Genomic DNA, 24,862 nt, shown 5'->3' with positions numbered 1-24,862 from the left:
GTCCTTTAAATTTAAAGCCGAGACGCAAAAACGCGCGATGGCACACGAAATTCCGTCTCGCCGCTAAGCTTTAAACTCGCTCAAAAACCATTGAAATGCTAAGATAAGCCCCGGCGCGCGCACGATCTTTTCGTCGAACATAAACTCCCGCGCCTTGGCCGCAGGCAGGTAGAAAAGCTCGATCTTCTCGCCGTCCACGCCGCCGCCGCGACCTAGCTTCATCGATTCGTCGATGCACGCGAAGTATAAAATTTGACGGTTCGCCGCAAAGCCCAGGGCGCTGTAGTAGCTCGTGATAAATTTCAAATCTTTCACGGCATATCCCGTCTCCTCGAGCACCTCTTCGATCGCCGTTTGCTCCTCGCTGATGCCCTTATCTAAAATGCCAGCGCAAAGCTCATAGGTGTAGCCTTTTTCGGGCGAATTTATTAAATTTTCCTCTTGGTAAAACCACACGCTGGGGCGAAACTGCTTAACGAGCAAAAGCGCGTCACGCTGCGTATGGTATAGCAAAATCGAGACGCTATCGTGCACCTTTACGCAGTCCCATGCGCGCGCTACGCCGTCCATCTCGAAATTTAAGCGAAAGGGTTTAACGAAATTCGAGCTTTTAAGCTCGGAAATTTTAAAATTTTTTATAGTAGTATCCACGTCGCAAGTCCTAAAAAGCTAAAAAATCCCACGATATCCGTAACCGTGGTAAGCAGCACGGAGCTACCGACGGCGGGGTCGATATTTAATTTTTTAAGTGTGATCGGAATGACGGCGCCAAAAAGCCCCGCAAGCGTTAAATTTAGCACCATCGACATCGCAATTACTAGCCCCAAAAGCTTAATGCCGAACCAAAAATACGCCACAAACCCCATTAGCGTGGCAAAGATTAAGCCATTTATAAAAGCGATCGTGATCTCGCGAAAGAGAACCTGCTTTTTATCTTTAAACGCTATCTCGCCCAGGGCTAGGCGGCGCACGGTTACCGTAAGCGCCTGCGTGCCGGTATTGCCGCCCATGGAGGCGACTATTGGCATAAGCACGGCGAGCGCGACCAGCTTTTCGATAGTGGCGTCAAAAAGCCCGATGATCGTGGAGCTTACGATCGCCGTGCATAAATTTACCGCTAGCCACACAGCGCGCGCGCGACCTGCTTTAAAGATCGTAGTCTCATCGTCCTCCGCTTCGTCATCGACGCCCGCGAGGTTGTAAATTTGCTCGGTGGCGCGCTCTTGGATGAGATCGTGGATATCATCGGCGGTGATACGCCCGATAAGCACGCCGTTAGCATCGACAACGGGGATGACGTTAAGATCGAATTCTTCAAAGTCCTTGATCACGTCGTCGATCTTATCGGTATCGGTGGCGAAGTGGATTTTATTTTCGGCGCCGAATTTTTGTGAAATTTCTTCCAACGTGAGCGAGAAATCGTATAAAATCAGATCGGACGTCGAAAAGCTCGTAAGCAGGTGCCCTTTTTTATCGAGCACAAAGAGCTGAAAGACATTCTCGATCTCATCCTTTTCGCGCATAACGCGCAGCATCTCGACCGCCTGCCCCAGGGTCTGATCCTGCCTCGCGCTAAAGACCTCGGTCTGCATATACGCGCCCGCCTCATCTTCGCTATATTTGGAGATAGTAAGAATGTCGTGGCGATCGTCCTCATCAAGCCCGTAGAAAATCTGCTCGGCCTTGTCCTCGTCGATTTCGCCGATGTTTTGCAAAAGCTCTGCCTGATCGTCGCTTTCGAGCTCCTCAATCGCTTTTACGATCTTTTCGTGAGGCAGAGTTTCGATGACGTCTTCGAGCATATGCTCGGGCATCTCAAGCGCAGCATCGGCAAGATCCTCAGGATCTAGCTTTTTTAAGAATTCTACATATTTTTTTTCGTCGTGCTTTTTTAGAGTTTTTAAATGCTCCGTAAGATCGGCGGCACTCAGCTCATGCTCAAGCGTATCGCCTAGATGCGCATCAAGAAGCGCCTTAGCTTCCTCGACGTCGTCCAGCTGCTCTTTATTTTCCATTTTTGGCCTTAATTTATCGTGATAAGCGACTCGTAGTTTTCAAATTTAGTAGGGTTTTTTGAGCCGTCTTTAGCCGCAGCCATTCTGGCGTCCATATCTTTGACGAGGGCTTTAAATTTAAGTTCCTCGGCGCTTATGACGTTAGTTTTTTCAATCTTGACTACCTTAAGCGGATCTATCGCCTGCTTATTTTTATAAAGTCCGAAGTGCAGATGCGGTCCCGAACTAAGCCCGGTCGAGCCCACATAAGCGATGAGCTGGCCTTGCTTGACGCTAACGCCTGCTTTTGTGCCGCTAGCAAAGCCACTAAGATGCGCATAAAGCGTGCTAATACCGCCTCCGTGGTTGATCTCTACGGTATTGCCGTAGCCGTTTTTACGCCCTACGAAGCTAATCTTGCCCGCCCCTGCGGCATTTACCCTAGTGCCTTTGGGAGCTGCATAATCCACGCCTAAGTGCGCGCGATATCGCTTTAAAATCGGATGAAATCTTTTAGGGGTAAAATACGATGAAATTCTAGTATAAACAAGCGGCGTGATTAGCAGAAAAGATTCGACCTTTTTACCGCTTCGGTCGTAGTATTTATCGTCGAAAAAATATAGCGATTTGGGCTTTTTATTTTCCTCGATCATTCCTGCGGTGATATTTACTCCGCCAAAAGGTTTGCCAAGGCGCGTCTTTTGCTCGTATAGGATCACAAGCCGATCGCCCTTTTGCAGCTTTTTAAAATTTACCTCGTTTTTAAAAACAAGCATAAACTCATTCGCTAAAGCCGCATTACCCGTAGCTTTGATGATGTCTTGATAGGGCGAGCTTTCGATCTGAATTCCTAAAGAGTAGCTGTTTTCCTCATAAACTATCGGAGTATAAACGAATCTAAAAGTGCCGAATTTATCGCGGTAGATGTGGATCTGAAGCTCCTCGCTGACGGGAATTAACAGCTGAGAGACGCGACCTGCTGGATCACGCAAAATTTGACACTCCACGCCAGCTCGTACCTCGGCGGCAAGCTCCTGATCCTCTTTATCCAGGTCGTAATATACAGATGCGGGAATGCCCGCGGTTTCCATAAACTGCAGCAGACTCACGCCATCGGGCCAGGCAAACTTCTCTACGCTGGGGTTGTTCGCAAAAACTACGCCTATCCACAGAAAAAGCAATATAAAAATTCTAGTCATATAAAACCGCTTTGAAATATTATTTTAAGGCGGGATTGTAACGAAAAAACGCTTATATTTCGTAAATACCGCGGAATTTTATCGCTAATTTCAAAGTTTTATGTATAATTAGCCGAAATTTTATTCAGGAGCAGAATTTTGAAAAAAGCTTTACTTATTTTAGGCCTATTTTTAAGTGCGGCGATAGGGGCGGAATTTAACATGCCGCGATACGAAACCGCCCTACTTAGTGTAAAGGATGGTTCGGGCGAGATCATAGATAGTTCTACGATTGCCGTAGGTAGCAGCGGAGTGGTGATGCATAATTTCGGTAGCGGCGCAAGCTCCATCATCGCGCGTGCCGTCGTGACGCAAAAAAGCGCAGGCAAGGCAAAGGTGCGATTTGAGGTCTTTGATATGTTAGCTCAAGAGGCGCTGCCACTGCCTAAAATTTTACCCTCAAGCGGCGATAAAGTGATCTTAAATTTCCTCTATGACCGCGCCATAATCGTCGCGCCTAACGCCGAAATTTACGAGCAGGTTATCAAGGCTTTTCCAAATATCAATTTTATCCACCCAGATCTTGGCGGCGCCTATCTTAGCTACAACCACAAGCCAAATCCTAGCCGAGACGATTTTCGTAAAATTTGCGCGCAAAACAGCGCCGGACTGATTTTTATCGCGATGGATAAACAGGGCGTATTTGCCGACTGCGGCAGCTTCAAGCCTTTGCGCACGTTCGCTAGCGGCAGCGTGGCTTATTATCAGCTGCCATTTTACTCACGCGTGGGCGAGATAAAGACCGTCATTTGGGATTTTACTAATGGCCCGATCAGCGATTACGACAAACACTACCGCTATTTGCTAGGCTTAGATGGCGACGAGTAGTGCTGCGCAAGCGTTTTTTACAAATCTATTAGGCGCGGATAATGCCTATTTTGACGAGGCTCATCGCACGGCATACTGCTACGACGCGACGAAAAGACGCTGCCTGCCGGACGGCGTGCTTTTCCCGCGAAGCGAGGACGATGTCAGTCAAATTTTAAAATTCTGCAACGAAAATTTAATCCCCATAGTTCCAAGAGGCGCAGGTAGCGGTTTTACGGGTGGATCTTTAGCCGCAAACGGCGGAGTGATTTTGGCATTTGAAAAACATATGAATAAAATTCTAGAAATCGACATGCAAAATCTACTCGCCGTAGTCCAACCCGGCTGCATAAATATCGATCTGCAAAAAGCAGCCGCAGCGCGCGGGCTCTTTTATCCGCCCGATCCCGCAAGCCAGGATTATTCCACGCTAGGAGGCAATGTCGCCGAAAACTCCGGCGGTATGCGCGCTGCAAAATACGGCATCACCAAAGACTACGTAATGGCACTGCGTGCGGTACTGCCTAATGGAGAGGTGATCCGAGCGGGCAAACGCACTATCAAAGATGTCGCAGGCTTCAACGTGGCAGGAATTTTAATCGCAAGCGAAGGCGCGCTTGCCATCATCACCGAAATCACGCTCAAACTAATCCCGATGCCAAAGCTTAAAAAGACTGCGATGGGCGTCTTTCCTAGCGTAGATGCGGCAATGAATGCCGTGTATAAGACGATGGCTGCCGGTATCACGCCCGTGGCGATGGAATTTTTAGACGCGCTGTGCATAGCCGCGGTCGAGGAGAAATTTCATAAAGGCTTGCCGAAGGGCGCGGGCGCGATTTTGATCTGCGAAACCGACGGTAATTTAGAAGCAGTGCTTTTGGAGGAGCTCGCGCTCATAAAAGAAATTTTCGTTCAAAACGGCGCGAGCGACTTTCGCGTCGCAGAAAGCGAAGAGGAGCGTGCGGGCATTTGGTTTGCGAGACGCAACTGCTCGCAGGCGATCAATATCTACGGCACGCTTAAGCTAAATGAGGACATCACCGTCCCGCGCTCGCAGCTGCCCGAGCTACTGCGCCGTATCGCGCGCATCGGCGATAAATACGGCGTGCGCGTGCCCTGCTTCGGGCACACGGGCGACGGCAATGTACACACCAACGTCATGATCGCCGACAAAAAGGACGAAGCTCAGGTGCGACGCGGACATGACGCGATCACCGAAATTTTCAAAGCTGCAGTTGGTCTTGGCGGTACGCTCAGCGGCGAGCACGGCATCGGGCTAAGCAAAGCAGAATTTATGCCACTAGCTTTTAGCGCAGCAGAGATGGAGCTATTTCGCGCAATCAAAAGGGCTTTCGATCCAAAAGGCATCTTAAATCCCGGAAAAATGGGGCTTTAAATTAGGATCACCATCCAACTTCTACGGTGATTTGAAATCGATTTATCTCACTTATCTCATCTAAAATTTTACTTTCTTACAATATGCCTGCTTAAAATTTATCTTGCTTACAATTTAGCTTATTTGCAGGCTACTTCGAGTTAGTTTTAAGCTTGATTTACCCACTTACAGATCGATTTTGCTTGCTTTGCGATGAATAATTTTACTTGTTTATTGATAGATTCCCATTCCCTTGTGAATTGATTTTATTTACTTCGCAAATTAATTATCCCGTGCGATCTTCTTCGGATATTTTTGCCATATCAGCTGTGATTACATAGCTACTCGCTAGTTTGCGCAATTTTTTCTCTTTTAACGATATATAATTTAGCACCATAATTATGATGAAATCCCTATATCGCGATGGATAAGTCTATGACAAATTAAAATTATGTCAATAAAATCCATAGCATAGATTAAATTCTAAACTTCTAAGATACTGAAATTTTAAAATCACTATCCATCGCCATTATCGCGATATGTGGAATTTCAGCAATAAAATTTAAAGACGAAATTCCACGGAATTTCATAAAATCCTATAAAGCTCCGCAAAATTTCTACGCTAATTTCGATCTCACCGTATTATCATCTAGCTAGCCCTGCTATCTATTTGGTCGCATTAGTAGCATTATCCTCGCTTGCATTTATTTTATTCATCGCAGCTACTACGTTGCAGCTAAACTCAGCTCCCAGCTTGCAGGCTTTGTCGTAGTAGATCATCGCTTTATCCAGATCCGGCTCGCCAAATTCCTTCTTTGAATACGCTAGCCCAACCCTTTGGCATCCCTCTGCCAAAGCAGCATCGCAAGATTTAAGGAAAAACTTAAGAGCGCCCTGATAGTCTTTTTCTTCGTAGCTAGCGACCGCAGCGTTTAAGCAGCCCTCGCCTAGTCCCAAATCGCATGATTTAGCAAAAAAAGCGAACGTATTTTTCTTATCGGCATTTTTATAAGAGATTATTGCGGTGTTGTAGCAAGCTTTGGCGGCTCCCAGCTCACACGCTTTGGAATAAAACCGCGTGGACTTGCCCTTATCTTTTGTAGTTTTATATAAATTTTGCTCGTCGTAATACAAATCCCCTGCGATAGCACAGCTATTTTCTAGCCCCGCTTCACAAGCTTTTTCAAATGGCTTTTTTGCCGCCTCATAATCGCGCTCCTCAAGCAAATATGCTCCATAGTCTTCGCACGAATTAGCCCTACCGATGCCGCATCCGACAAACGAGACCCCTTGCGGGAAAAATATCTGCGCGAGCAAGTAGGCTGCTACGATTAGTGCGGCAATCGACGCTAAAATTTTCATTTTTGCTCCTTTTAAATTTTAAAAATAATTATAGCAAAAAGCGAGAGATAAAATTTTAATTTTTGATAATAGCTGTGAAATTTCCGGCAAATTCTTGCAAAATTCCTATCAAAATCCCAAGCAAAATTTTAAATAAAATTTTAAACGGGACTTTGAGCGGAATTTTAAAAAGACAAATTAAAATTTTACTTGCAAGATTATTTTTATGGCTGGCTATCCCACTTTTTTACTCGCACGTCTATGCGGCATCCACGGCGTCTGCAGTATTTATAATAACTAAAGCATTTAATCCTGTGGTCTGAAACGCCTACAGCCTCCGCAATGGCGATTTATCAGAGCGATGATCTAGTATGTAAAACATCTTGTTGCATACTAAGCCCACGGTGAGCATCTTGCCGCGCCCTAGAAAATTTTTGAAAATTTCGCATTGCTGCTTAAAAATTTTAAAAAATTTTATGCCGCCAGCCCTTAAATTTTATATTAGAAATAGGCTTTTCTATGCCAAAATCGCAGGCATAATGCGTCTTTAGGCATTTTTTGCTCCGATACCCAGGCTTCTTAGATCCACGCCACTTAGATATATGAGCCTTAAAAATAACTTAGGCCGCGCAGTATCTGTATCGCGCATGTAAATTTCATCATGTAAGCCGCACCCACACATCATCCATGAGCACTATATTTGCCGCGATTCCGCGCGCTGTATGCCAAAAAAGCGTATCGGTCATGAGCGATAAATTTCCGCTTTTCGCCGCTTACACGATCCATGAAATTTTATCCTCTCGGTCTTTAAATTTACGCTTTTTTGGAGCCGAACTCTATCACCGCCTCTTCATCGCCGAACCACATCACGGAGTTTTTCATATCGCAAAACCGCGCCTCATCCGCCATCAGCTCCGCCAACACCGCTCGCGCCGCCTCGCTGTTTCGCGCCTCCGCAAACGCCTGCACGCTCTCATACCACAGCTCGCCCATCGCATCGTAGTCAAACGCCGCCGTCTCGCGCCTGGTGCTCTGTCCCTCGGGAAAGACAGGAATAGTTTTTGCGTAACGGATAATATTTAGCTCTTTTTGATTAGCCAAAACCTTTTGCGAATGCGCCGCCCAGTGTGCCAAAAACTCCTGCTGCGTGATGCTCGGCGCCCTTTTTACTAACATCGTGATCTTAAACATACTCTCTCCTTTATTTAAATTTATCCATATCGCCTATCTTGCAAACTTCGCCGTCTCGCGTAATCTGCTCGCAATCCGCAAATTTAACCGCGGGCGATCTTACGCTCAGTCTAATCGCCGCGCCCGACTTCTACTAGAGCAAACGGCAGATATTGCAACGACGCGGGCGGCGGTTTTCTATATCGTTATTCCGCTGCGCGCAAATTGCGTTGCTGCACGCACGCCTAGCCCTTGCTCGCCAAAAACCTCTGCAAAATTATCGTCGCGGCGATACTATCAAAGCGCGGATCCTTGCCGCCGCCCTTAGCGCATTTACTCGCAAACTCCGCCGCTTCGGCGCTCGAAAAGCTCTCGTCTTGAAATTTTATCTCGCCGTCAAAATCCAGAAGCGAGGCGAAGTGGCGTATGCGCCTGCTCATCTCATCCTCGCTCGCCCCGCCGCGCGGCACGCCCAGCACTAGCACGCTAGCACCCTTTTCGCGCAGCAGTTCGCTTAGCTCGCGCGCGGCTTGGATACGGTTTTTGCGCAGGATCGGATCGCACGGAAGCGGCGTCTTATCATCCGGTGCCGCCGCCACGCCGATACGTTTAAGCCCAAGATCGATCGCAACTATCAAATTTTATCCTTTGCTAATATTAAATTTTGCGGAATTTCGCTATCAAAATTCTATCGCTGAAATTCCGCGATCGAAATTTCATAGCTAAATTTCATCGCAGAATTTAGCTGCGGAATTTATGAAATTTTATACGAAATTGACATAAATTACACTCGCTCGCGCCGCTTGCGAGCTATTAAATTTAGCGTGCCACAAGCTTCAAATTCCAAAATTTCGATCGCCGCGCCCGGCTCAGTACATCCTCACTGAGTCCGCGTGAGCTGCACGTAAGCGACACCCAAACTCACGGCGGGCATAAATCCTGCCGTGCAGGTGCCGGACGTGCAACCAACCCACCCCACGCAAAATCAAAATTTTAAAGCAAACCCGCACTCACGCGACGGAGCAGATACAAGCCCCTACGCTTTATAACTCGTAAAATTTTGCCGCCGTGACCAAAATTTTCCCTTGCGGCAAATTTAGCCTACCACACTCGCGCTGAAATTCGTAGCCAAATTTACCCGCAAAAATTTAGCACGATGGGCAACATTTAAACGCTATTTTAGAAAATTTCGCGCATTTTAGCTCTTAAATTCCGCGTCACAAAGTAATTTATAGCTCGCGAGAGGCATTCACAAACCGATCATTACCGCAAGTGGGGCGAGCAGCGACACACAGACAGGCCGCGCGGGTTTGTTTTAAGCTCAAGTGCTACTTGCGAAAAGCAAAATTTTACCGAGCCGCCTTTTTCTAAATTTAAACACCGATTGCGCAGACTACGCGCCGTGCAAACAAGCCGTACCGGCGAGTGCGCCGATTAAATCACGGCGAGTAAGCGCCCGCCGCCGACTACTTTGCCACGATCTTTGCGCCTAAAATTTCTATCCTGCCTTCAAGCTCGTATTCGTAAATTTTATCGCCGAAGCGCTCGATCGCCGCTTGCAGATCGGAATTTAGCGCTAAAAATTCCATCACCTCATCCTGCGCGCGCTCAGTGTTTTGCGACGTCTGCGGAGCCAAAGAGGCGACAAACTCGCCAAAATCCGCGATCAGTCGCGCCTGAGATTTTGCGAGCAGATCATTCGTGCCCGCGCTCTCGTCCATTCGGTGCGGCAGCACGTACACGGGCACCCCCATCTCGCGAGCCAGACGCGCGCTTTGTAGCGAGCCGCTGCGAGGCTCTGCCTGAGCGACGATCAGCGCTTCGGATAGCGCCACGACGATGCGGTTGCGCTGCAAAAACTGAAATCCGCGCGCGCTCACGCCGTCCTCATACTCGCTAAGCGCGAGGCTACGCTCATAAATTTTGCCGATCATGGCGGCGTTTTGTGCGGGATAAATTTGATCAAGGCCGTTGCCAAAAACCGCGATCGTATTTGGAAACGCCCCTTCGTGCGCGGCTATGTCGCAGCCGATCGCCGCGCCGCTTACGACGCAAAAGTCCGCATCGCTCAAAGCGCGCGCGAGACGCAGGATCAAATTTTTGCTATAAACGCTCATTTTGCGCGAGCCCACTATCGAGATGCGGCGCTTTTGTAACATCGCCGGCTCGCCCCTAAAATACAGCTGCGCGGGCTCGCTCGCACCGAGCCTTGCTAGGCTTTGAATTTTAAAACCGAGCTCACTCGTAGTACTCATAAATTTCGTCCAAATACACTAAATCGACCTCGCCTAGGATGTCGGCGCTGTTTGCAAGCGCGCGCAGAGTGGAGCTTTTGGGATGGCCGATAGCGATGGCGTAACCCTGCTTTTTAGCAAGCGCGACGGCTTCGCGCAGCTTTTTGCGCACCGCGGCGACGCTGTCTTGATTATCTAAAAACACATCGCGATGCACGTATCGCATGCCGAGCCCCTTCATCGCCGCCTTGGCCTTGGTAGCGGGGCTTGTGCGCGAATCAATAAATAAAAATCCATGCTCGTTCATCGCGCGCAGCAGATTTTGCATCGCGCGCTCGTCGGAGGTAAATTTAGAACCGGTGTGGTTGTTTATAAATTTAGCATTTGGAAAGTCCGCGCGCAGCTTCGCTATGACGCCGTTTAGCTTCTCGTAATTATCCGAAGCTCGCAGCGTCGCGGAGTTATTTTTAGCGGAGCTCGCCTCCATCGGCAGGTGGATCGCGTAATGCTCAAAGCCGCGAGCGAGCGAGCGCGTGTCCTTCCGCTGATACTCGGGCGGGAAGATGGACGGCGTCACGCGCACGGGCAGAGCAATGAGCTTTTGCGCCTGCTCGTCGGTGCCTACGTCGTCGATGATGATCGCTAGCTTTGCGCGAGAGCCTGCAGGCAGTGCTTTGCGCGGCGATTTAGAAAGATCGTCCGCGTTGCCCGAAACGTGGCTTTGCGCGGTAGAATTTATGAAATTCTCTGGCGCAGAATTTACTGCGGTAAAATTTACGTCAGGTCCGCCGCTTGCCGAATTTAAGGCGGCGGAATTTGCAAAAACCATAGAATTTTCGGAATTTTGCAAATTGCCGTTTGCAGAATTTTCTCCTACGGAATTCCGCCGCGCAGGCTCGATGCTCATCTTAGGCGTAGTTACGTTTTGCTCGGCGATCTTATCAAGCTCCTTTTGAATCAATGCCTCCTTCTGCGCAGCGCTTAAACGCGGCTTTTTACCGCGAGAATCGGAAGGGCTCTCGGGAGTTTGTTTGCGCGAGCTTTGCTGCAACGCGGCTTTATTGCCCGAAAATACGAGATCCAAAACCGCGTAAGTAATCGCGCCGCTTAAAAAGCATAAGATTACGACAAAGGCGATCGTTATGTAGTTGATCGGGCGCTTTTTGCGGCGCCCGCGTGAATTTCTACTAGCCAAAGCTCAGCCGAAATCAGTTTTTATCTTTATTTACGAGCTTGCCCTTGGCAATCCACGGCATCATCGCGCGAAGCTTATCGCCGGTTTTGGTAAGCAAGCTGTTTGCCGTGATATTGCGCTCGGCGTTCATTCGCACGTAGCCCGCCTTGCGCTCGAGGATGAAGTCTTTTGCAAATTTACCGTTTTGGATCTCTTTTAGCACCTCTTTCATCGCCGCTTTGCTGCTTTCGTTTACGACGCGGTTGCCGCTTACGTAATCGCCGTATTCTGCGGTGTTTGAGATTGAGTAGCGCATATCGGCCATACCGCCTTGATAGATGAGATCCACGATCAGCTTCATCTCGTGCTGGCACTCAAAATACGCCATCTCGGGCTCATATCCAGCCTCTACGAGGGTCTCAAATCCCGCGTTGATGAGCGCGCAAAGTCCGCCGCAAAGTACAGCCTGCTCGCCGAAAAGATCGGTCTCGGTCTCTGCTTTAAAAGTCGTTTCGATGATGCCGGTGCGGCCGCCGCCGATCGCACTTGCGTAGCTTAGAGCAAGCTCTTTGGCTCTGCCGCTTTCGTTTTGCGAAACGGCGATCAGCATCGGCACGCCGCCGCCGCTTACAAACTCGTTGCGGACGGTGTGGCCCGGGGCTTTCGGAGCGATCATAATGCAATCGATGCCCTTTGGAGGGACGATCTGTCCGAAGTGGATATTAAAGCCGTGCGCGAACGCGATCGCGTTGCCCTCGCTTAAATTTGGCTCGATCTCCGCTTTGAAAATGTCGCTTTGAAACTCATCAGGCGTTAGGATCATCACAAGATCCGCGGCCTTCGTAGCTTCGCCGACGCTCATTACTTTAAAGCCCTTTGCCTCAGCCTTGCTCCAGCTCGCGCCGCCCTTTTTAAGACCCACGATAACCTCTACGCCGCTATCGCGCAAATTTTCGGCGTGAGCGTGTCCCTGCGAGCCAAAGCCGATCATAGCGACCTTTTTAGCCTTAATCAAACCCAAATCGCAATCTTTGTCGTAAAAAACATTTATTGCCATAACGCATCCTTTTTTTAAAAATTTAGGCGAGATTGTAGCTAAAATTTGCTTTTACGTAGATAAACCGCGCGCTGCAAGGGCGGATAAAGAAATTTTGAGCTATCATTGAGGCATAATTTAGCTTTAAAAGGAGCGAAAATGAAAGTGGGATTTATCGGCGGCGGAAATATGGGCGAGGCGATGATCGCCGCACTTTGCAGAGCTGGCGGGCAAGATTGCGCGGCGGGCGGAGAAAATTCCGCGCGCGGCGAGCGGAATTTTATTTCCGATGCTCAAAGCTTTACCGCTTGTGGGCAGAATTCCGCAAATTTAGAGCAGAATTTTACGAGCCGCGAGCGCGACTTCGCCTGCGCGCAGCCCACCTCCGAGCAGGATTTTACGAGCCACGAGCGTGATTCCGCCTGCGCGCAGCCCGCCTCAGATACGAAGCTTCAAGTCCTAGCTTATGCCAGAAGCAAAAACGAATTTTTGCGCAAGCGCTACGGCGTGCAAATTTTACAAGGCGAGACGCAGCTGGCGCACACTGCGGATATTATCGTGCTCGCGACCAAGCCCGCCAGCTACGAGGGGATTTTGCGCCTGATCGCGCCTGAGCTCGCGGGCAAAATCCTGCTTCTTTTGGCGCCGAATTTCAAGCTGGAGTGCGCCCAAAATATCGTGGGTGCGGACGTTTTCGTGGCTCGCGCGATGCCAAACGTCGCCGCGGGCATCGGCGCATCGGCTACGGCGCTGTGCTACGGCGAGTATTTTGACGAGGCTAGTCGGGAGATCGTGCGAGCTCTAGCCGCCAAAATCGGCAAATTCTACGAGATAGACGAGGCCGGCTTTGCTGCATTTACGGGGATCGCAGGGAGTCTGCCTGCGTATGTGTGCGCCTTTATCGAGGCTGCGGCGGATGCGGGCGTGCGGGGCGGACTACCGCGGGCGCTGTGCTACGACGCGGTAGCGGTGGCGGTAGAGGGCACGGCGCGTCTGCTACAAAGCGGCAGGCGCCCATCGGAGCTCAAAGACGCGGTCTGCTCGCCTGCGGGCACGACGATAGAGGGGCTCGCGGCACTGGAGGCGGCGGGCTTCCGCGCAGCGGTGATGGCGGCGATCGAGGCGTGCATCGCCAAAGCTCGCAGCTAGCCTTTCGTCTCGCCTCGTCGGTTTCGGATTTCAAACATAGCGCTTTCGCGATCGCGCTAATATCGGAATTCTGTGCGGGCGCGCTAGCTAAAATTTTGTCTTATCCTTATCGAATGAGTTCGTCGCTTCGATTGCGGCAGAATTTGCGAGCCTTATGATAAGCGAGCCGGCAAGCTCGCATTGCATTTAAATTTTAAAATTTAGCGACTTTAGAAATTTTAGATCAAAATTTACGCTTAAAATTTTAAATTTAGAGATTGTAAATTTAGCGCTCGCAAGCAAGGCGAAATTTTGATTTTTAGCGGCGCGAGCCTACGTCCACAACCATTAAAATCAAACTCATTTGAAAAAATGCAAATATAAATAAAACGCACTATCTTAATAAAATCACTCAAAAAAATTTTCTAGATTGGAGTTATATTGTATACAAAACACAATTATTAACTACTAGCTTAAGGCAAAGCCACCAAATATAAATATCGGCACTATTTGGAGATTCGCTGACCAGTCCGTGACATATTTTATTTCTATAGTTTAGCCCCATCGGCTCCGTTAGTAAAAATTTTAGCTCTTCCGTCAAATCTCTCCCGAGCAATTCATATATTTTTGGTTCTTGCAAAAGCGAATTTATGCTTTTTTCAGATTCTACGCCGTTTTCATCGATAGTAGTCGTAGGGATTTTTTCTTGTCGCAATAAAATTCTCGCCAAATGCTCTATTTGAGGTATCAACAAATGACTTGAAACCAAAAAGTCTCTATCAAAGCCGTAATATAAGCCTTGCGCCCAGATATCTACCCTATCAACCGGAACTACGCTAGAGTTTCTGCAAATATCATAAATGAAACGCATAGACACTCTATGCTCCTTTAAAATTTGCCAAAATGCTGGCAATATACTGCTGTCTACCGCCAACTCGACATGTATATAGTATTGATGGTACATTTCATGTTTTAATCGATCATCTTTTGTCATTATTTGTTGTAGCTTCCTTCCGTCGGCATCTACGTAAATTTGAGTAATAAAATTTGAAATCAGAGATTTCTTTAGAAGGTTCTCGGATGATTTTTTGATATCTTCATATAGCGGATTTGCTGTGATATTGGCTAGGCATGATACCGCTTCAGATAATCGCTTGCCTTTTACTGCTAGCTTTGCATCGTTTTTGTAGCGTGAAATATCGATCTTATCAGTAGCAATCAAACTCATTTCGCTTATAATATCTTGGTTATTTTGCTCTATCAGCTTGCGTATCTCATCTATTTTTTGATCGATTCCGAGCTCATTTCTATCTTTTGCAGGAATACTTCTGAGCTCTTTTAGTGCTTGCTCTAGGTCTATTTTTGACGATATAGCACCGCTTTCTTTTGCTTTTTCTATTAAGATATTAGCTATTTTAAGTGCGATTTCGGCTATTTTACGGCTATTTTTGAGCTTCTTATACCATTTTTGCGACTCTTGATAATAGTCGATTGCTGCCATAAATTTATTCTCTTTTGCAAAGGTGTCGGCAAAATTTTCTAATTTTTCAGCTACGCTTAGTTGCAGTTTTTTGTTCAACTCCGCGATATCCAATAAATGCGACATCCTTAAGCAGTAGTATTGATCGGTCGATTCCGCCCTATTAAAGCATTCTAAAATTTTATTTAGTATTTCGGCGTATTGATTTTTTGTGATTTTAGATAATCGCGATAGCCTTATAGCCCTTTCAAACGCATCTATATTAAATTGGTTTAGCGACTTTGGCTCTAGAGATATTTTCGAGTATTCATTTACGGCGATCTCTAAAAATTTTATATTTTTGGGAATTTTTAAAATCCATAAAATATCTGCTATCCTTGATTTTAGCCTGCAATCGGTTATTTCATCCAAAATACTCTCGAAAAATTCCAAATCCCGCTCGGTAAAATCCTCTAGTATCGCCGATCTGCTATTGCCCCGGATGCATCCCGCTTCATACGGCTCGTTTAAGCTTCCAGGTTTTAAAGCCATAGAGCAAGCATTTCTTAGTAAATAAAACACTTTGCTAGCTTTTAAATTTCCATTTCTAAAATTTTCCTCACACAAGTCCGCGAATTTAGAACTGTAATCGTCAAAATATTTTGTACCTTTTAATATTTCGTCCAAATTTATACCCAAAAAATCATCTTTGGTTATCGTTGCTTGCTGTATTTCTTTGATCAAATTTTTTCCCTCCACGCTCATTAATAAGCTAAAATTCTAAAGGCCTCGCATTAAAAGTAAGCTTGGCATAAATTTTATCGCACTCTAGAGCCACGCCGCTTTGCAGCGCATCAAGCCTAGAGCTGATAAATTTACCCACATCGCCCGTGCTATCCTCGCCCGCCCAATCAAGCACCCGCACGAGCCCTTTTGCGATAAGCGCGTCCAAAAACTCGCCGTCATTCATCTCGCCCGTTTTCTCAAAACCGCCCGTCTCGCCCGCCGTCAAATGCTTTAAAACGCAGCACTGATCTTTCGTCATTTTCGCTCCTTTGATTAAATTTACCGCCTACATGGGTCTGTTTAAATTTTACTCCCAAAAAGCTTTAAGCTTACTTTTCGCAACTCTTTACGCTGCAAATTTAGCTCGCGGCGGCGGGTAAAATTTACGCTATAATTTCACAAAAGCGCTAAAATTCCAACCGAAAAGGACGCAAATGCAAACGGATCTGCAAGAAAAGATTAAGGAGCTGCAGCGCAAGATCGCTCGCGAAATCACCTATTTTCAGACGGGCGGAGTGAGGCCGCGAGGCGCGATCGATGATGCTGGATCGGCCGCGCGCTTGCCTGCGCGGCGGATGAGGAGCTGCCGACGGATCAAAACGGCGCGCAGATGCTCCCTCTGGCACAGTTTTACCTGCCCACGCTGCCCTACGTGCCGCAGGTCTTGGACGGCGTCAAGCTGCTTACGGTCTTCATCTCGCAGGATTTCATCGGCAAATCCCCTGAGAATATGGACGGCCTGTGGAAGGTCCGCGAGTATAAAAACGAGGCTGAGCTCGTCATAAAGGAGCTTGCAAATCCTCGCTCGCAGATAAGACCCTTTCCTTTGCAGCCAAAATTTGCCGCGGACGACGTCGCGAGCTGGGACGGCGGTGGGCTGGATGCGGACGCCATAGATGAAATTTTGCGTCTTGAGGAGACAGAGGGGCTCGAGTATTACGACGACATCGCCTTGGAGTTTTATAACTGCACGAAATTCGGCGGCTACCCCTACTTTTGCCAGTCGGGAGTGAGCTTCGGCGATGGCTATCAGTTCGTTTTTCAGGTCTCTTCAGACGAAAAGGCGGGCTTTAACGTCATAGACGGCGGCAGCTTGATGTTTGCTAAAAACCCGCAAAGCGGCGCGTGGAGCCTGTATTATGATTTCGATTAGGCGCGCGAAAGGCTTTAGTTCGCCCGCAAAATTCCGCCGCTTTAAATAGATGCTCAGGCCGCATAAATTTACGATGAAATTTTATCGGCGTGCGGCTTTGAGCCCGCTCGGTGCAGATTAAATTTAAACGGCGGCGCGCTCCGATCTAGATTAAATTTAAACTGCCGAAAGACGAGCCGAATAGTTGCAGACGCGCCGAATACAGCGAGCGGGCCGTGAAAAATTCGGCGCCGCAAAATTTTAAAATTTTATAGCCCGAGATTTCGGCTTCGAGCTTGAAATTTAAGCCTGAGCTTGAAATTTTAATCCGCAAATTTAAAGGAGCGAAAATGAACGCAAACCAGCTTGCAAACATCTGGCGCAGGCCGATCTACCTGCCCTATCTACAAGATCCGCTCACGCCCGAGGCGCTGAGGGCCGCGGAAGAGGAGCTAGAACACGCTCTGCCGCGCGAGTTCGCCATAATGCTGGGCGTACAAAACGGCGGCTACCTACGCTACGAGCTAGAGGGCTACCCGCTAGACGCCGTCAGCGGTATCGGCGAGGCGTATCCGTCGCTTACACGCTTTAGCTGGGGCGAAGAGCGCGAGTGCGTGAGCTTCGAGCTTGACGGGCTGGTGCCCTTCAGCGGCGACGGCCACTGGTACCTGTGCCTGGACTACCGCACGAGCGAACAGCCTGCGGTCGCCTACATCGACGTCGAATGCGATGAGCAAAGCATCATCGCGCAGGATTTTGCTTCGTTTTTGACGCTTTTGCGGCTCGACACGGGCGGCAAAATCGCGCTGCAAACAGGGCTCGATCTAAATGGCACAAAGGCGCGGCTGGAGGAAATTTTGAGCGTGCGCGCAAGAGCCGCCGATCCGCAGCTTTACGGCTTTAGCGTGTATAATTTCGCTCGCGACGGCGGCATGCTGAGCCTTAGCCCGAACGAAGTTCGGCTCGGATTTGCCAGGCGGGGCGAGCGGCGGTTTAAAGAGCTTAAAAACTTCAGCGAACCCGCCCTGCGCTATGCTGAGCTGGACGCCGGCGCGATGATACTGGACGTTTTCAAAGAGGAGCTGATGGGTGAAATTTTGCGCAAGCTTAAGGATGCGGGCTTGTGCGCACAGAGCCTAAAAGAGGCGGTCGGCGCGTAGGCTTTCGCGATTGGGAGTGTAGTTTTGTGCGGGCTGCGGCGCGCATTTGTGCAACCAGCGATGCGGGCTTGCGAGCGCAAATTTAGCCCGCTGCGGCGGGTAAAATTTCGCTATAATTTTGCCAATTTAACAAAGGAGAAAACGATGAGCGTAGAATTCCGCGTCAAAAACAAAAAGCGACCGCTATTTATGGGGTATTCGGACGCTATGAGCGTTAGCAAGGCATTGGAGCTCCTGCCCAATCTATCGGTATTTGACATAGATGAGAGCGCCGAGGGCTTTGACGAGAGGGCGTTTTTAAAATCGCCTTTGAGCGAGCAGGAGTGCTTGATTTTGGGCGTGCAGAACAAGAGCGGGCGCGGAATGGAGCTAAGATATGACGAGGAGCGGCTAAGCTACGCCGTGCGCGTAAATACGCCCGCGACGATCTTTGATTGGGTTTTGGCGATCTCATATCTGCAGGCGCTATCTAAGCAGCTGGGGGGCGAGATCGCGGATGAAAACGGCGAAATTTACGCTCACGACAGGATAGAGCAATTCGACTACGAGCGCGATATAGCGGCGGGGCTACATTCGATAGATCAACACTTAAGCGGCGATACGGAGGTAAATTTTTGCTACGGGGTTCAGAGGCCTTTTGCGATAAACCGCGCGATGATGGATGAAATTTTAGCCTCGTATAACCCCGCCGCCGAGTTTAGCAAGCGGCTAACCGAGGTGCAATATCTTGACGCTTACAGCGCGCACCAGAGGTTTTACCGAAATGGAGATGACGGCACGATAATGGGCTCATACGCGCTCACGCAGGACCTGCCCACTATCCTGCCCTACAAGCCGCTTGTGGAGTGGCAAAACGCGGAGATGCTAAAAAATAGCGACGTCGCGCGCTGGCAGATCGCGCTCATAGGCATAGAGGGCGACGAAAACGACGCCGGTAACTACCGCGACATCGCCGAGCTGGAATACGGCGAGTTTATCGCGCGGCTGCCGAAGCAAAACTACCGCCTCATCGATGCGAGCTATATTTTGGTTGACGGGCTAAACGTCAATCAGCTAAAGGCGCTGGCGGGCTAAATTTTACTTGCGGTGAAATTCTGCAGAGCTCATCAAGGGTTAGCGCTGCAAAATTTAAAGCCATCGAGGCTTAACGCTGCAAATCCAAAGTCGCGGAATTTGCGGTAAATTTTGCGGCGGGCAAAATTCTAAAAGACGGAATTTTATCGCAATGCAAATTTAAGAATTCCACCACGATAAAATTCCGTCGCGGTAAAATTTAGAAAGGTTAAAATGAAAAAGACCTGCTACGATCTAAAAATTTACGATAACGGCATGATGCGAGGCGTGCTGCAAGATGATATCGAGGCGCTGCCGTTTTTCGACTACTGGCAAAAGATGAGCCTATGCTCGACGCAAGGCATCTATATAGACGAAAGCGGCAAAGAGCGCAGGCTCGTCTATCTGCACGACTAGGAGAAATTTTACAAATTATTCGCTCGCGAACAGGAGCTACTTAAGCGCGCCCCGGCCGGTAGCGAAAATGAGCGATCCGAGCCGTAACACATCTCGGTCGGCAGCGGAGAATAACGGCGACCAGCTGCAACGCAAGTAAATTTTAGCCGATAAATAGCGGCGCGCATTAATCAGCCAAAATCGCTGCCCCGCTTAAATCCGGGTTTAAATTTAGCTTATCTATGATAGATAAAAACTCTGAAATTTCATTTTTGATCTCAGCGGCGTCCTCTAAGCTCGGCGGCAGCGAAAAGAGCGTTGTTTCAAACTTATTTTTCGCTCCGTTTAAAAATAGATAAAATTTATCGTCCATAAACGCCGCGCTCACCCCCATTTTCCCCGCAAATTTTTCCTTTAGCTCTCGCAGACGCTCCATAAATGCGGGCGTCAAAAGATACCTCGCCTCAACCTTATCGTCCGCAAAAACTCGAAATTCTTTACTAAAAAACACGTCGTCCATCTGTTCTTTTTTGCCTATAAATTTAGTATTTAACGTGCGACTCGCGACTATCGTTTGCCCGCTAAATTTCTTGTAAAACTCGCAGACCAAAACCGAGCCGCTAAAGGCTTGCATATCCTTCATGGCCTCCCATGCAAAAATTATCGCGGAGAGCAAATTTAGCGCCGCTGAGTCGCTTAGCTCCAGCGTCGCGCCGTTTGGGATGCGGATCGCTTCGCTGAGGTTAAATTTGACGTCTTTATAAATGCCGCTGATTTGATCTTCGGCGCGAAACTCACCTGGCGAATAGATGCCAATTTTGCGAAATTCTTTACGGCTGATGCCGGCATTCGGATCGTAGCTAAAATTTGGATCTGTGCCCCGAATAGCGGCGCGAACGAAAACGTCTTTATAAAACGCTTTGTAATCCCCCAGCTCGCTGGTCACTCGGCTTGCGTTAGCCATTAGCGCGGCTTGAAAAAACGGAATATAGATAATGATGAAAAATAGCGGTGCAAGGCGATTTTCAAAAAGATGTCCTACGGCAAATCCGCCGCCCACGGGCAGTGCTATTATAAATAAAATTCCCAAAAACAGATACTTTACAAATGCCAGCCGGCACTCTTTTTGCTTTTTGGCAGTGGCGACTATCGCTTCGTTTATATTCAAAATTTTACCTTTTTCTAAATTTACGCAGCGGATTTCGCGCTCGGAGCGAATTTTAGCAAAATTTACGCCGCAAAGATACGGCGGCGCGAGTAAATTTTATTCGGTGGATTAAATTTATGAAATTTACGCCGCGGCGGCGATCTACTCGGACGTGCGTTGATTCAGCCACGCTCTCAGATTGCCCGCGCCCTCTTTTAGCACCCCAAATCCTGCGGCGGCAACACAGACAAAATTAATTAGCGAGCCCCTCCCGCCGACGTTTAAAATCCCAAAGCCTACAATCCACAGCGCCGCGCCGAAGCCAAGCGTGCACACGGCGGTCGCGATCCCCAGCTTGCGGCGCAAAGGGCTTGGTTTGCGCACCACCTGAACTCGAGTGATCACGTAGCTGCCCGCATATCCTCCGCGGATGAAATATGCGCGCGCAGGCTCGCCCTCCTCTACGGGGATATCGTTAAACTCGCCGCGCAGCTTCACGCCGTCTATCTCGAAAAATACCCAAATTTTGCTATTTCCTCTTGCAGCGTGGACGCGGAGATTTTGAACCTCGCCCGTGATTTCATATTCCAATTTGTCTCCTCAAACAGCTTCGCGCTTTGCTTCCGCGCTAAATTCCGCGCCGTAAAATTTTAAAATCAAAATTTATGCCTTGCTCGCAGCGCCGCCCGTAAAATTTTAAAGTTGAACCTCTGTGGGCAGCAAATTTAGAACTAAGCCTTAAAAATTTTATAGCAATAGAATTCCAAGTAAAATTCCGCACGCCGCAAAAGCTCACAAATCCGCCGCGGTAGTATCGCAAGCAAGCCGCCGCAAAAAGCCAATACCGCGCAACGAGCAGTGCAAATAGGCGGCGCAAGGCAGACAGCGCACGACGGACGCCATACGACATACGGCGGACGGCGAGCAATACAAAACAGGCGGCGTGCACGGCAGGCAGTGCAAATCGGCAAATGTGCGCCGGGCTACCAAGCGCCTACTTCTTTAAAATTTCGTTTTTCATGAATTCGTAGAGCTGGCAGGATTTTTTATTGCCCGCGTCGCAGCCCTTTTTGACCCATCCAAGCCCCTTGGAAAATCCGCGCAGATCCCCCTTGCTCACATACAAATAGCCTAAATTATTGCAGGCATCGCCGTAGCCCAGCTCGCAGGATTTGGTGTAAAGCTTCTCCGCCTGGTCGCGATCCTGCGGTGCGCCGAGACCCTTATCATACGCAACGCCGGCATTATAGCAGCTATCCACTAGCCCGCCGTCACAGCCTCGCTCGAAAAAGCTCACCGCCTTTGCCGGATCCGCCGCGAGCCCAAAACCGCCCGTGAAATAGACCACGCCCGCATTGTGGCAGCTTTTGGCATAGCCCAAATCGCAAGCCCTAGCGTAGCGCTGCGCGGCGGCAACGAAGTCCCTACTCAGGCGCCCTCGCTGATATAGGTTGCCTAGCTTGTGGCAGGCTACGGCGACGTTTTTATCGCACGCTGCGTCATAAAATACGCCTGCCTGCGTCGCATTGCCCTCGCCGTCGTATAGGGCTCCCAAATCAAAGCAGCTATCTTTCTCACCCGCCTCGCAAGCCTTAGCAAGAGCGGGCTTGGCGCCTTCGTAATCTCCGCGGGAGAGCTTGTCGCGCCCCAGCTGTGCGCAGCCCACGCTATCGCCGCGGTAGCATTTAAATGATAAAACTGGCGACGGCAAAAAAAGCACCATAATCAAGATGCAAACGGCGATGGAAAGCGCCGTTATGTCGATGATCTTTCTCATATCTATCCTTTTTGCGGCGATGCGCCGCGGGGCTTAAGGAGCGGTCTTGCAGGCAAATCCCGCCCGAGTAAATTTTGCGGATAAAATTTTGCCACCTTAAAGCTCTGTTTTAAAATTTACCCAGGGCTTCCGCGTCGCAAAATTTTTAAAAACCCGCAAGCTGTAAATTTGCAGCCAAATTTTAAATTTTAAGAACCGCGCCCGGCGCCACAGCAATACCGCTAAAGTGCCCGTAAAATTCTAAAGTTGAAATTCTACGAGCTATAAATTTAGAACTAGCTTTAAAATTTCATAGCGATAGAATTTTAAATCAAATTTCACGATAAAATTTCATCCCAAATTCCGCCGCAAAATTTTGCGGCAAGGCGGGAAGTGAAAAGCAAAACATAAAATTTCGCAGCAGAAATCCCGCCGTAAAATTTCGCCTTGTATTTAAATCATAAAATTTCGTTCGTGAGATTTAGGCTATCGGCGCGGATGTAGCCTGTGCGGCTACATCTTCTCTTTCGCGCTTAGGCCCATCAGGGCAAACGCCGTGCGAATACTAAGCGCCACGAGTGCGAACAGCTTGAGCTTCGCATCCTCGTTCTCGCTGCCTACGACGCGGTTTTCGTTGTAGTATTTGTGAAAGTCCGCCGCGAGCGCCTTTAGGAAATCTGGTAGCTTCTGCAAGCCGCGCGAATTAAAAGCGTCGTTTAAAATTTCATTCAAGCCAAGCGCCGCAAAAGCTAGGCCGAGCCCCGCTTCATCCAGCGCGCCGAAGTCCGCACCTAGGACGTCCGCCTCGCGCTTGCCCGCTTTGGTAAAAATTTGATTGACCCGCGCGTGGGCGTAGTTGATGTAAAAGATCGGATTGCTGCTGTCTTCGCGCGCGAGCTCATCCACGTCGAACTCAAGCGGCGTCTCGCCCTTTTTGCTGATAAAGATAAATCGCATCGCGTCCCTGCCGATCGCGGCGAGCACGTCGCTCATCAAGATCGCGTTGCCTGCGCGCTTGCTCATCTTGTAGGTCTGCCCGTCTTTAAGCAAATTTACCATCTGCATTAGGATGATCTCGAGCCTGCTTTCGTCATAGCCCAGAAAATGCACGGCGGCCTTTAGGCGCGCGATGTAGCCGTGGTGATCGGCGCCCCAGATGTTGATGCAGTGCTCATATCCGCGCTCAAATTTGTTGTTGTGATAGACGATGTCGCCCGCAAGATAGGTCGGGCGGGCATCCTCGCGGATGACGACGCGATCCTTTTCGTCGCCGAGCTGCGATGAGCGGATCCAAATTTTGCCCTCCTGCTCATACATCTTGCCGCTGCGCTCAAGCTTCTTAATCGTAGGCTCAAGCTCGCCGTAGAGGCTCTTTTCGCTAGCCCAGTTTTGGATATGAATGCCCGCGTCTGCGAGATCTTTTTGGATGATCTTTAGCACTTCGTCCTTAGCAAACTCCGCAAGGATCAAAACGCGCGATTCGTCGCGGAAAATTTCATCGCCGAATTGGGCGCGCGCAAGAGGGATAATCTCGTCGATATACTCGCCGCGGTAGTATTTCTCGGGGTAGCTTACGTCCTCGCCCGCAAGCTCGCGCGCACGAAGCGCGATCGAAGTGCCCAAAAGCTCGATCTGATTGCCCGCGTCGTTGATGTAGTACTCCGTATCGACGCAGTGCCCAAGATAGCCTCCGATGCGCGCAAACGTATCGCCGTAAACGGCGCCGCGCACGTGCCCGATATGAAGCGGACCTGTCGGATTGGCGCTGATATATTCAAGCAAAATTTTTTGCGGCATAGCGGCGGAATTCCGCGCCTCATCGCATTTTGGCACAGCAACGGAATTTGACGCCTCTGCAGAATTCTGCGAAATAAAATTTTGCGTGTCGGAATTCTGCGATTTGGCAGCGTCGTTACCGCTCGCAGCCAAATTCGTAGCGGAGCCTTTGCTAGCAGGCTCGCCCACGCAAAGCTTTTCCGAAGCCGGTAAAATTCCGTCTCCGAGCTTCGCGTCGTTTTTCGCAAAATCGCCGCCCAATCTAAGAGCATTTTCGGCAAGAGCACCCAACACAGCGGGCTTTAGGTGAAAATTTAGATAGCCGTTCACCGCCGTGGCGCTTAGAATTTCGCTATCTTTAAATTTAACCGCAAGCTCCTCAGCGATGAGCCTAGGCGCCTTTCGCAGCTCCTTAGCCAGCGCGAAAGCCTCGGGCGAGGCGTAATGAGCCAAGCTTTTATCTTTGGGTTTTTCCAAAACGACTTTGCGAGATAAAATTTTAAAAATTTCATTTAAGACTAAATTTTTCAAATCCCTTACGCCTTTTTAGTATCGCTGATTTCGGCGCCTTTGACTTTACCTTAGCCTTGGTTTCGCTGATCTTCTTCTCCCCCCTGATCGCTCTGATCGCCCTGCTCATCAAGTGGGAAGACTCTAAGGGGGATGTCATCTACCGCCAGGAGCGTATCGGCTATAAGGG

Annotated in this window: 23 protein-coding genes; 8 read left to right on the top strand and 15 right to left on the bottom strand. The window is 49.0% G+C overall.

Annotated elements, in window-relative coordinates; genetic code table 11:
* Positions 1-63: 63 nt before the first annotated feature.
* From Q0537_RS00780 to Q0537_RS00770, 3 genes are read right to left on the bottom strand one after another with little or no spacing between them, the layout of a single operon-like run.
* A complete protein-coding gene (locus Q0537_RS00780) occupies positions 64-651 on the bottom strand; it encodes an NUDIX hydrolase (protein ID WP_297882298.1) in 588 nt (195 codons plus the stop codon).
* Positions 636-2,015: a magnesium transporter gene (gene mgtE, locus Q0537_RS00775; protein WP_299224282.1), complete on the bottom strand. Its 1,380-nt coding sequence runs from the start codon at positions 2,013-2,015 to the stop codon at positions 636-638. Before mgtE ends, Q0537_RS00780 begins: the two co-directional genes overlap by 16 nt.
* Before the next feature lie 8 nt (positions 2,016-2,023).
* Positions 2,024-3,193 carry a peptidoglycan DD-metalloendopeptidase family protein gene (locus Q0537_RS00770; protein WP_299224279.1) on the bottom strand — a complete coding sequence of 390 codons (1,170 nt, stop codon included), beginning with the start codon at positions 3,191-3,193 and terminating at the stop codon, positions 2,024-2,026.
* A gap of 138 nt (positions 3,194-3,331) precedes the next feature.
* Here Q0537_RS00770 and Q0537_RS00765 point away from each other — a divergent pair, with 138 nt between their 5' ends.
* Positions 3,332-4,060 (top strand): plasminogen-binding N-terminal domain-containing protein, encoded by a 729-nt coding sequence (locus Q0537_RS00765; protein WP_299224276.1) that lies wholly within the window; start codon positions 3,332-3,334, stop codon positions 4,058-4,060.
* Positions 4,047-5,435, top strand: coding sequence for an FAD-linked oxidase C-terminal domain-containing protein (locus Q0537_RS00760; RefSeq protein WP_299224274.1), 1,389 nt, complete (start codon positions 4,047-4,049; stop codon positions 5,433-5,435). The genes Q0537_RS00765 and Q0537_RS00760 overlap by 14 nt, the downstream gene beginning before the upstream one ends.
* A 645-nt stretch (positions 5,436-6,080) precedes the next feature.
* Here the strand turns inward: Q0537_RS00760 and Q0537_RS00755 are convergent.
* The 6 genes from Q0537_RS00755 to ilvC all read right to left on the bottom strand — a co-directional run bounded on the left by Q0537_RS00755 (position 6,081) and on the right by ilvC (position 12,390).
* Entirely contained in the window at positions 6,081-6,776 is a 696-nt protein-coding gene (locus tag Q0537_RS00755) for a tetratricopeptide repeat protein (protein ID WP_299224271.1), read from the bottom strand.
* A 792-nt stretch (positions 6,777-7,568) separates the two neighbouring features.
* Positions 7,569-7,946: an EthD domain-containing protein gene (locus Q0537_RS00750; protein WP_299224268.1), complete on the bottom strand. Its 378-nt coding sequence runs from the start codon at positions 7,944-7,946 to the stop codon at positions 7,569-7,571.
* A 224-nt stretch (positions 7,947-8,170) separates the two neighbouring features.
* On the bottom strand, positions 8,171-8,563 hold the full coding sequence (ruvX, locus tag Q0537_RS00745; protein ID WP_299224265.1) for a Holliday junction resolvase RuvX: 393 nt from the start codon (positions 8,561-8,563) through the stop codon (positions 8,171-8,173).
* 828 nt (positions 8,564-9,391) lie between these two features.
* A complete protein-coding gene (locus Q0537_RS00740; RefSeq protein ID WP_299224262.1) occupies positions 9,392-10,180 on the bottom strand; it encodes a DNA-processing protein DprA in 789 nt (262 codons plus the stop codon).
* Positions 10,164-11,354, bottom strand: a complete 1,191-nt coding sequence (locus tag Q0537_RS00735; protein ID WP_299224259.1) for a divergent polysaccharide deacetylase family protein — start codon at positions 11,352-11,354, stop codon at positions 10,164-10,166. The genes Q0537_RS00740 and Q0537_RS00735 overlap by 17 nt, the downstream gene beginning before the upstream one ends.
* 13 nt (positions 11,355-11,367) lie before the next feature.
* Positions 11,368-12,390 (bottom strand): ketol-acid reductoisomerase, encoded by a 1,023-nt coding sequence (gene ilvC, locus Q0537_RS00730; protein ID WP_299224256.1) that lies wholly within the window; start codon positions 12,388-12,390, stop codon positions 11,368-11,370.
* A 138-nt stretch (positions 12,391-12,528) separates the two neighbouring features.
* Here ilvC and proC point away from each other — a divergent pair, with 138 nt between their 5' ends.
* The gene (gene proC, locus Q0537_RS00725) at positions 12,529-13,518 is read left to right on the top strand and encodes a pyrroline-5-carboxylate reductase (protein ID WP_299224253.1); all 990 of its coding nucleotides are present in this window, start codon (positions 12,529-12,531) and stop codon (positions 13,516-13,518) included.
* 415 nt (positions 13,519-13,933) lie between these two features.
* On the opposite strand, the gene Q0537_RS00720 is transcribed toward proC, so the two are convergent.
* Positions 13,934-15,700 (bottom strand): DUF4209 domain-containing protein, encoded by a 1,767-nt coding sequence (locus tag Q0537_RS00720; RefSeq protein ID WP_299224250.1) that lies wholly within the window; start codon positions 15,698-15,700, stop codon positions 13,934-13,936.
* 28 nt (positions 15,701-15,728) lie between these two features.
* Complete coding sequence (locus Q0537_RS00715) at positions 15,729-16,001, bottom strand: hypothetical protein (protein ID WP_299224247.1); 273 nt, start codon at positions 15,999-16,001, stop codon at positions 15,729-15,731.
* 288 nt (positions 16,002-16,289) lie between these two features.
* On the opposite strand from Q0537_RS00715, the gene Q0537_RS00710 reads away from it, so the two are divergent.
* From Q0537_RS00710 to Q0537_RS00695, 4 genes are all read left to right on the top strand, one after another.
* Positions 16,290-16,895 carry a DUF1963 domain-containing protein gene (locus Q0537_RS00710; RefSeq protein WP_366811095.1) on the top strand — a complete coding sequence of 202 codons (606 nt, stop codon included), beginning with the start codon at positions 16,290-16,292 and terminating at the stop codon, positions 16,893-16,895.
* A 329-nt stretch (positions 16,896-17,224) separates the two neighbouring features.
* A complete protein-coding gene (locus tag Q0537_RS00705; RefSeq protein WP_299224244.1) occupies positions 17,225-18,034 on the top strand; it encodes an SMI1/KNR4 family protein in 810 nt (269 codons plus the stop codon).
* Positions 18,035-18,178: 144 nt separating this feature from the next.
* Positions 18,179-19,108 carry a DUF4299 family protein gene (locus tag Q0537_RS00700; protein ID WP_299224240.1) on the top strand — a complete coding sequence of 310 codons (930 nt, stop codon included), beginning with the start codon at positions 18,179-18,181 and terminating at the stop codon, positions 19,106-19,108.
* A 213-nt stretch (positions 19,109-19,321) separates the two neighbouring features.
* Positions 19,322-19,504, top strand: coding sequence for a hypothetical protein (locus tag Q0537_RS00695; protein ID WP_299224237.1), 183 nt, complete (start codon positions 19,322-19,324; stop codon positions 19,502-19,504).
* A 166-nt stretch (positions 19,505-19,670) separates the two neighbouring features.
* On the opposite strand, the gene Q0537_RS00690 is transcribed toward Q0537_RS00695, so the two are convergent.
* The 4 genes from Q0537_RS00690 to argS form a co-directional block, all read right to left on the bottom strand.
* The gene (locus tag Q0537_RS00690) at positions 19,671-20,651 is read right to left on the bottom strand and encodes a DUF3137 domain-containing protein (protein WP_299224234.1); all 981 of its coding nucleotides are present in this window, start codon (positions 20,649-20,651) and stop codon (positions 19,671-19,673) included.
* A 141-nt stretch (positions 20,652-20,792) separates the two neighbouring features.
* Positions 20,793-21,221, bottom strand: coding sequence for a hypothetical protein (locus Q0537_RS00685; RefSeq protein ID WP_299224231.1), 429 nt, complete (start codon positions 21,219-21,221; stop codon positions 20,793-20,795).
* A 403-nt stretch (positions 21,222-21,624) separates the two neighbouring features.
* The gene (locus Q0537_RS00680; protein WP_299224228.1) at positions 21,625-22,407 is read right to left on the bottom strand and encodes a tetratricopeptide repeat protein; all 783 of its coding nucleotides are present in this window, start codon (positions 22,405-22,407) and stop codon (positions 21,625-21,627) included.
* 492 nt (positions 22,408-22,899) lie between these two features.
* The gene (gene argS / locus Q0537_RS00675) at positions 22,900-24,693 is read right to left on the bottom strand and encodes an arginine--tRNA ligase (RefSeq protein ID WP_299224225.1); all 1,794 of its coding nucleotides are present in this window, start codon (positions 24,691-24,693) and stop codon (positions 22,900-22,902) included.
* Positions 24,694-24,713: 20 nt separating this feature from the next.
* Here argS and Q0537_RS10380 point away from each other — a divergent pair.
* Positions 24,714-24,862 (top strand): sugar transferase (locus tag Q0537_RS10380; protein WP_366811093.1); only part of this gene is annotated, 149 nt, incomplete at its 3' end.

This window comes from uncultured Campylobacter sp., assembly GCF_938017775.1.
GTDB lineage: Bacteria > Campylobacterota > Campylobacteria > Campylobacterales > Campylobacteraceae > Campylobacter_B.
The sequence above is the reverse complement of the archived record's forward strand: the minus strand, read 5'-3'. Positions and strand labels throughout refer to the sequence as shown.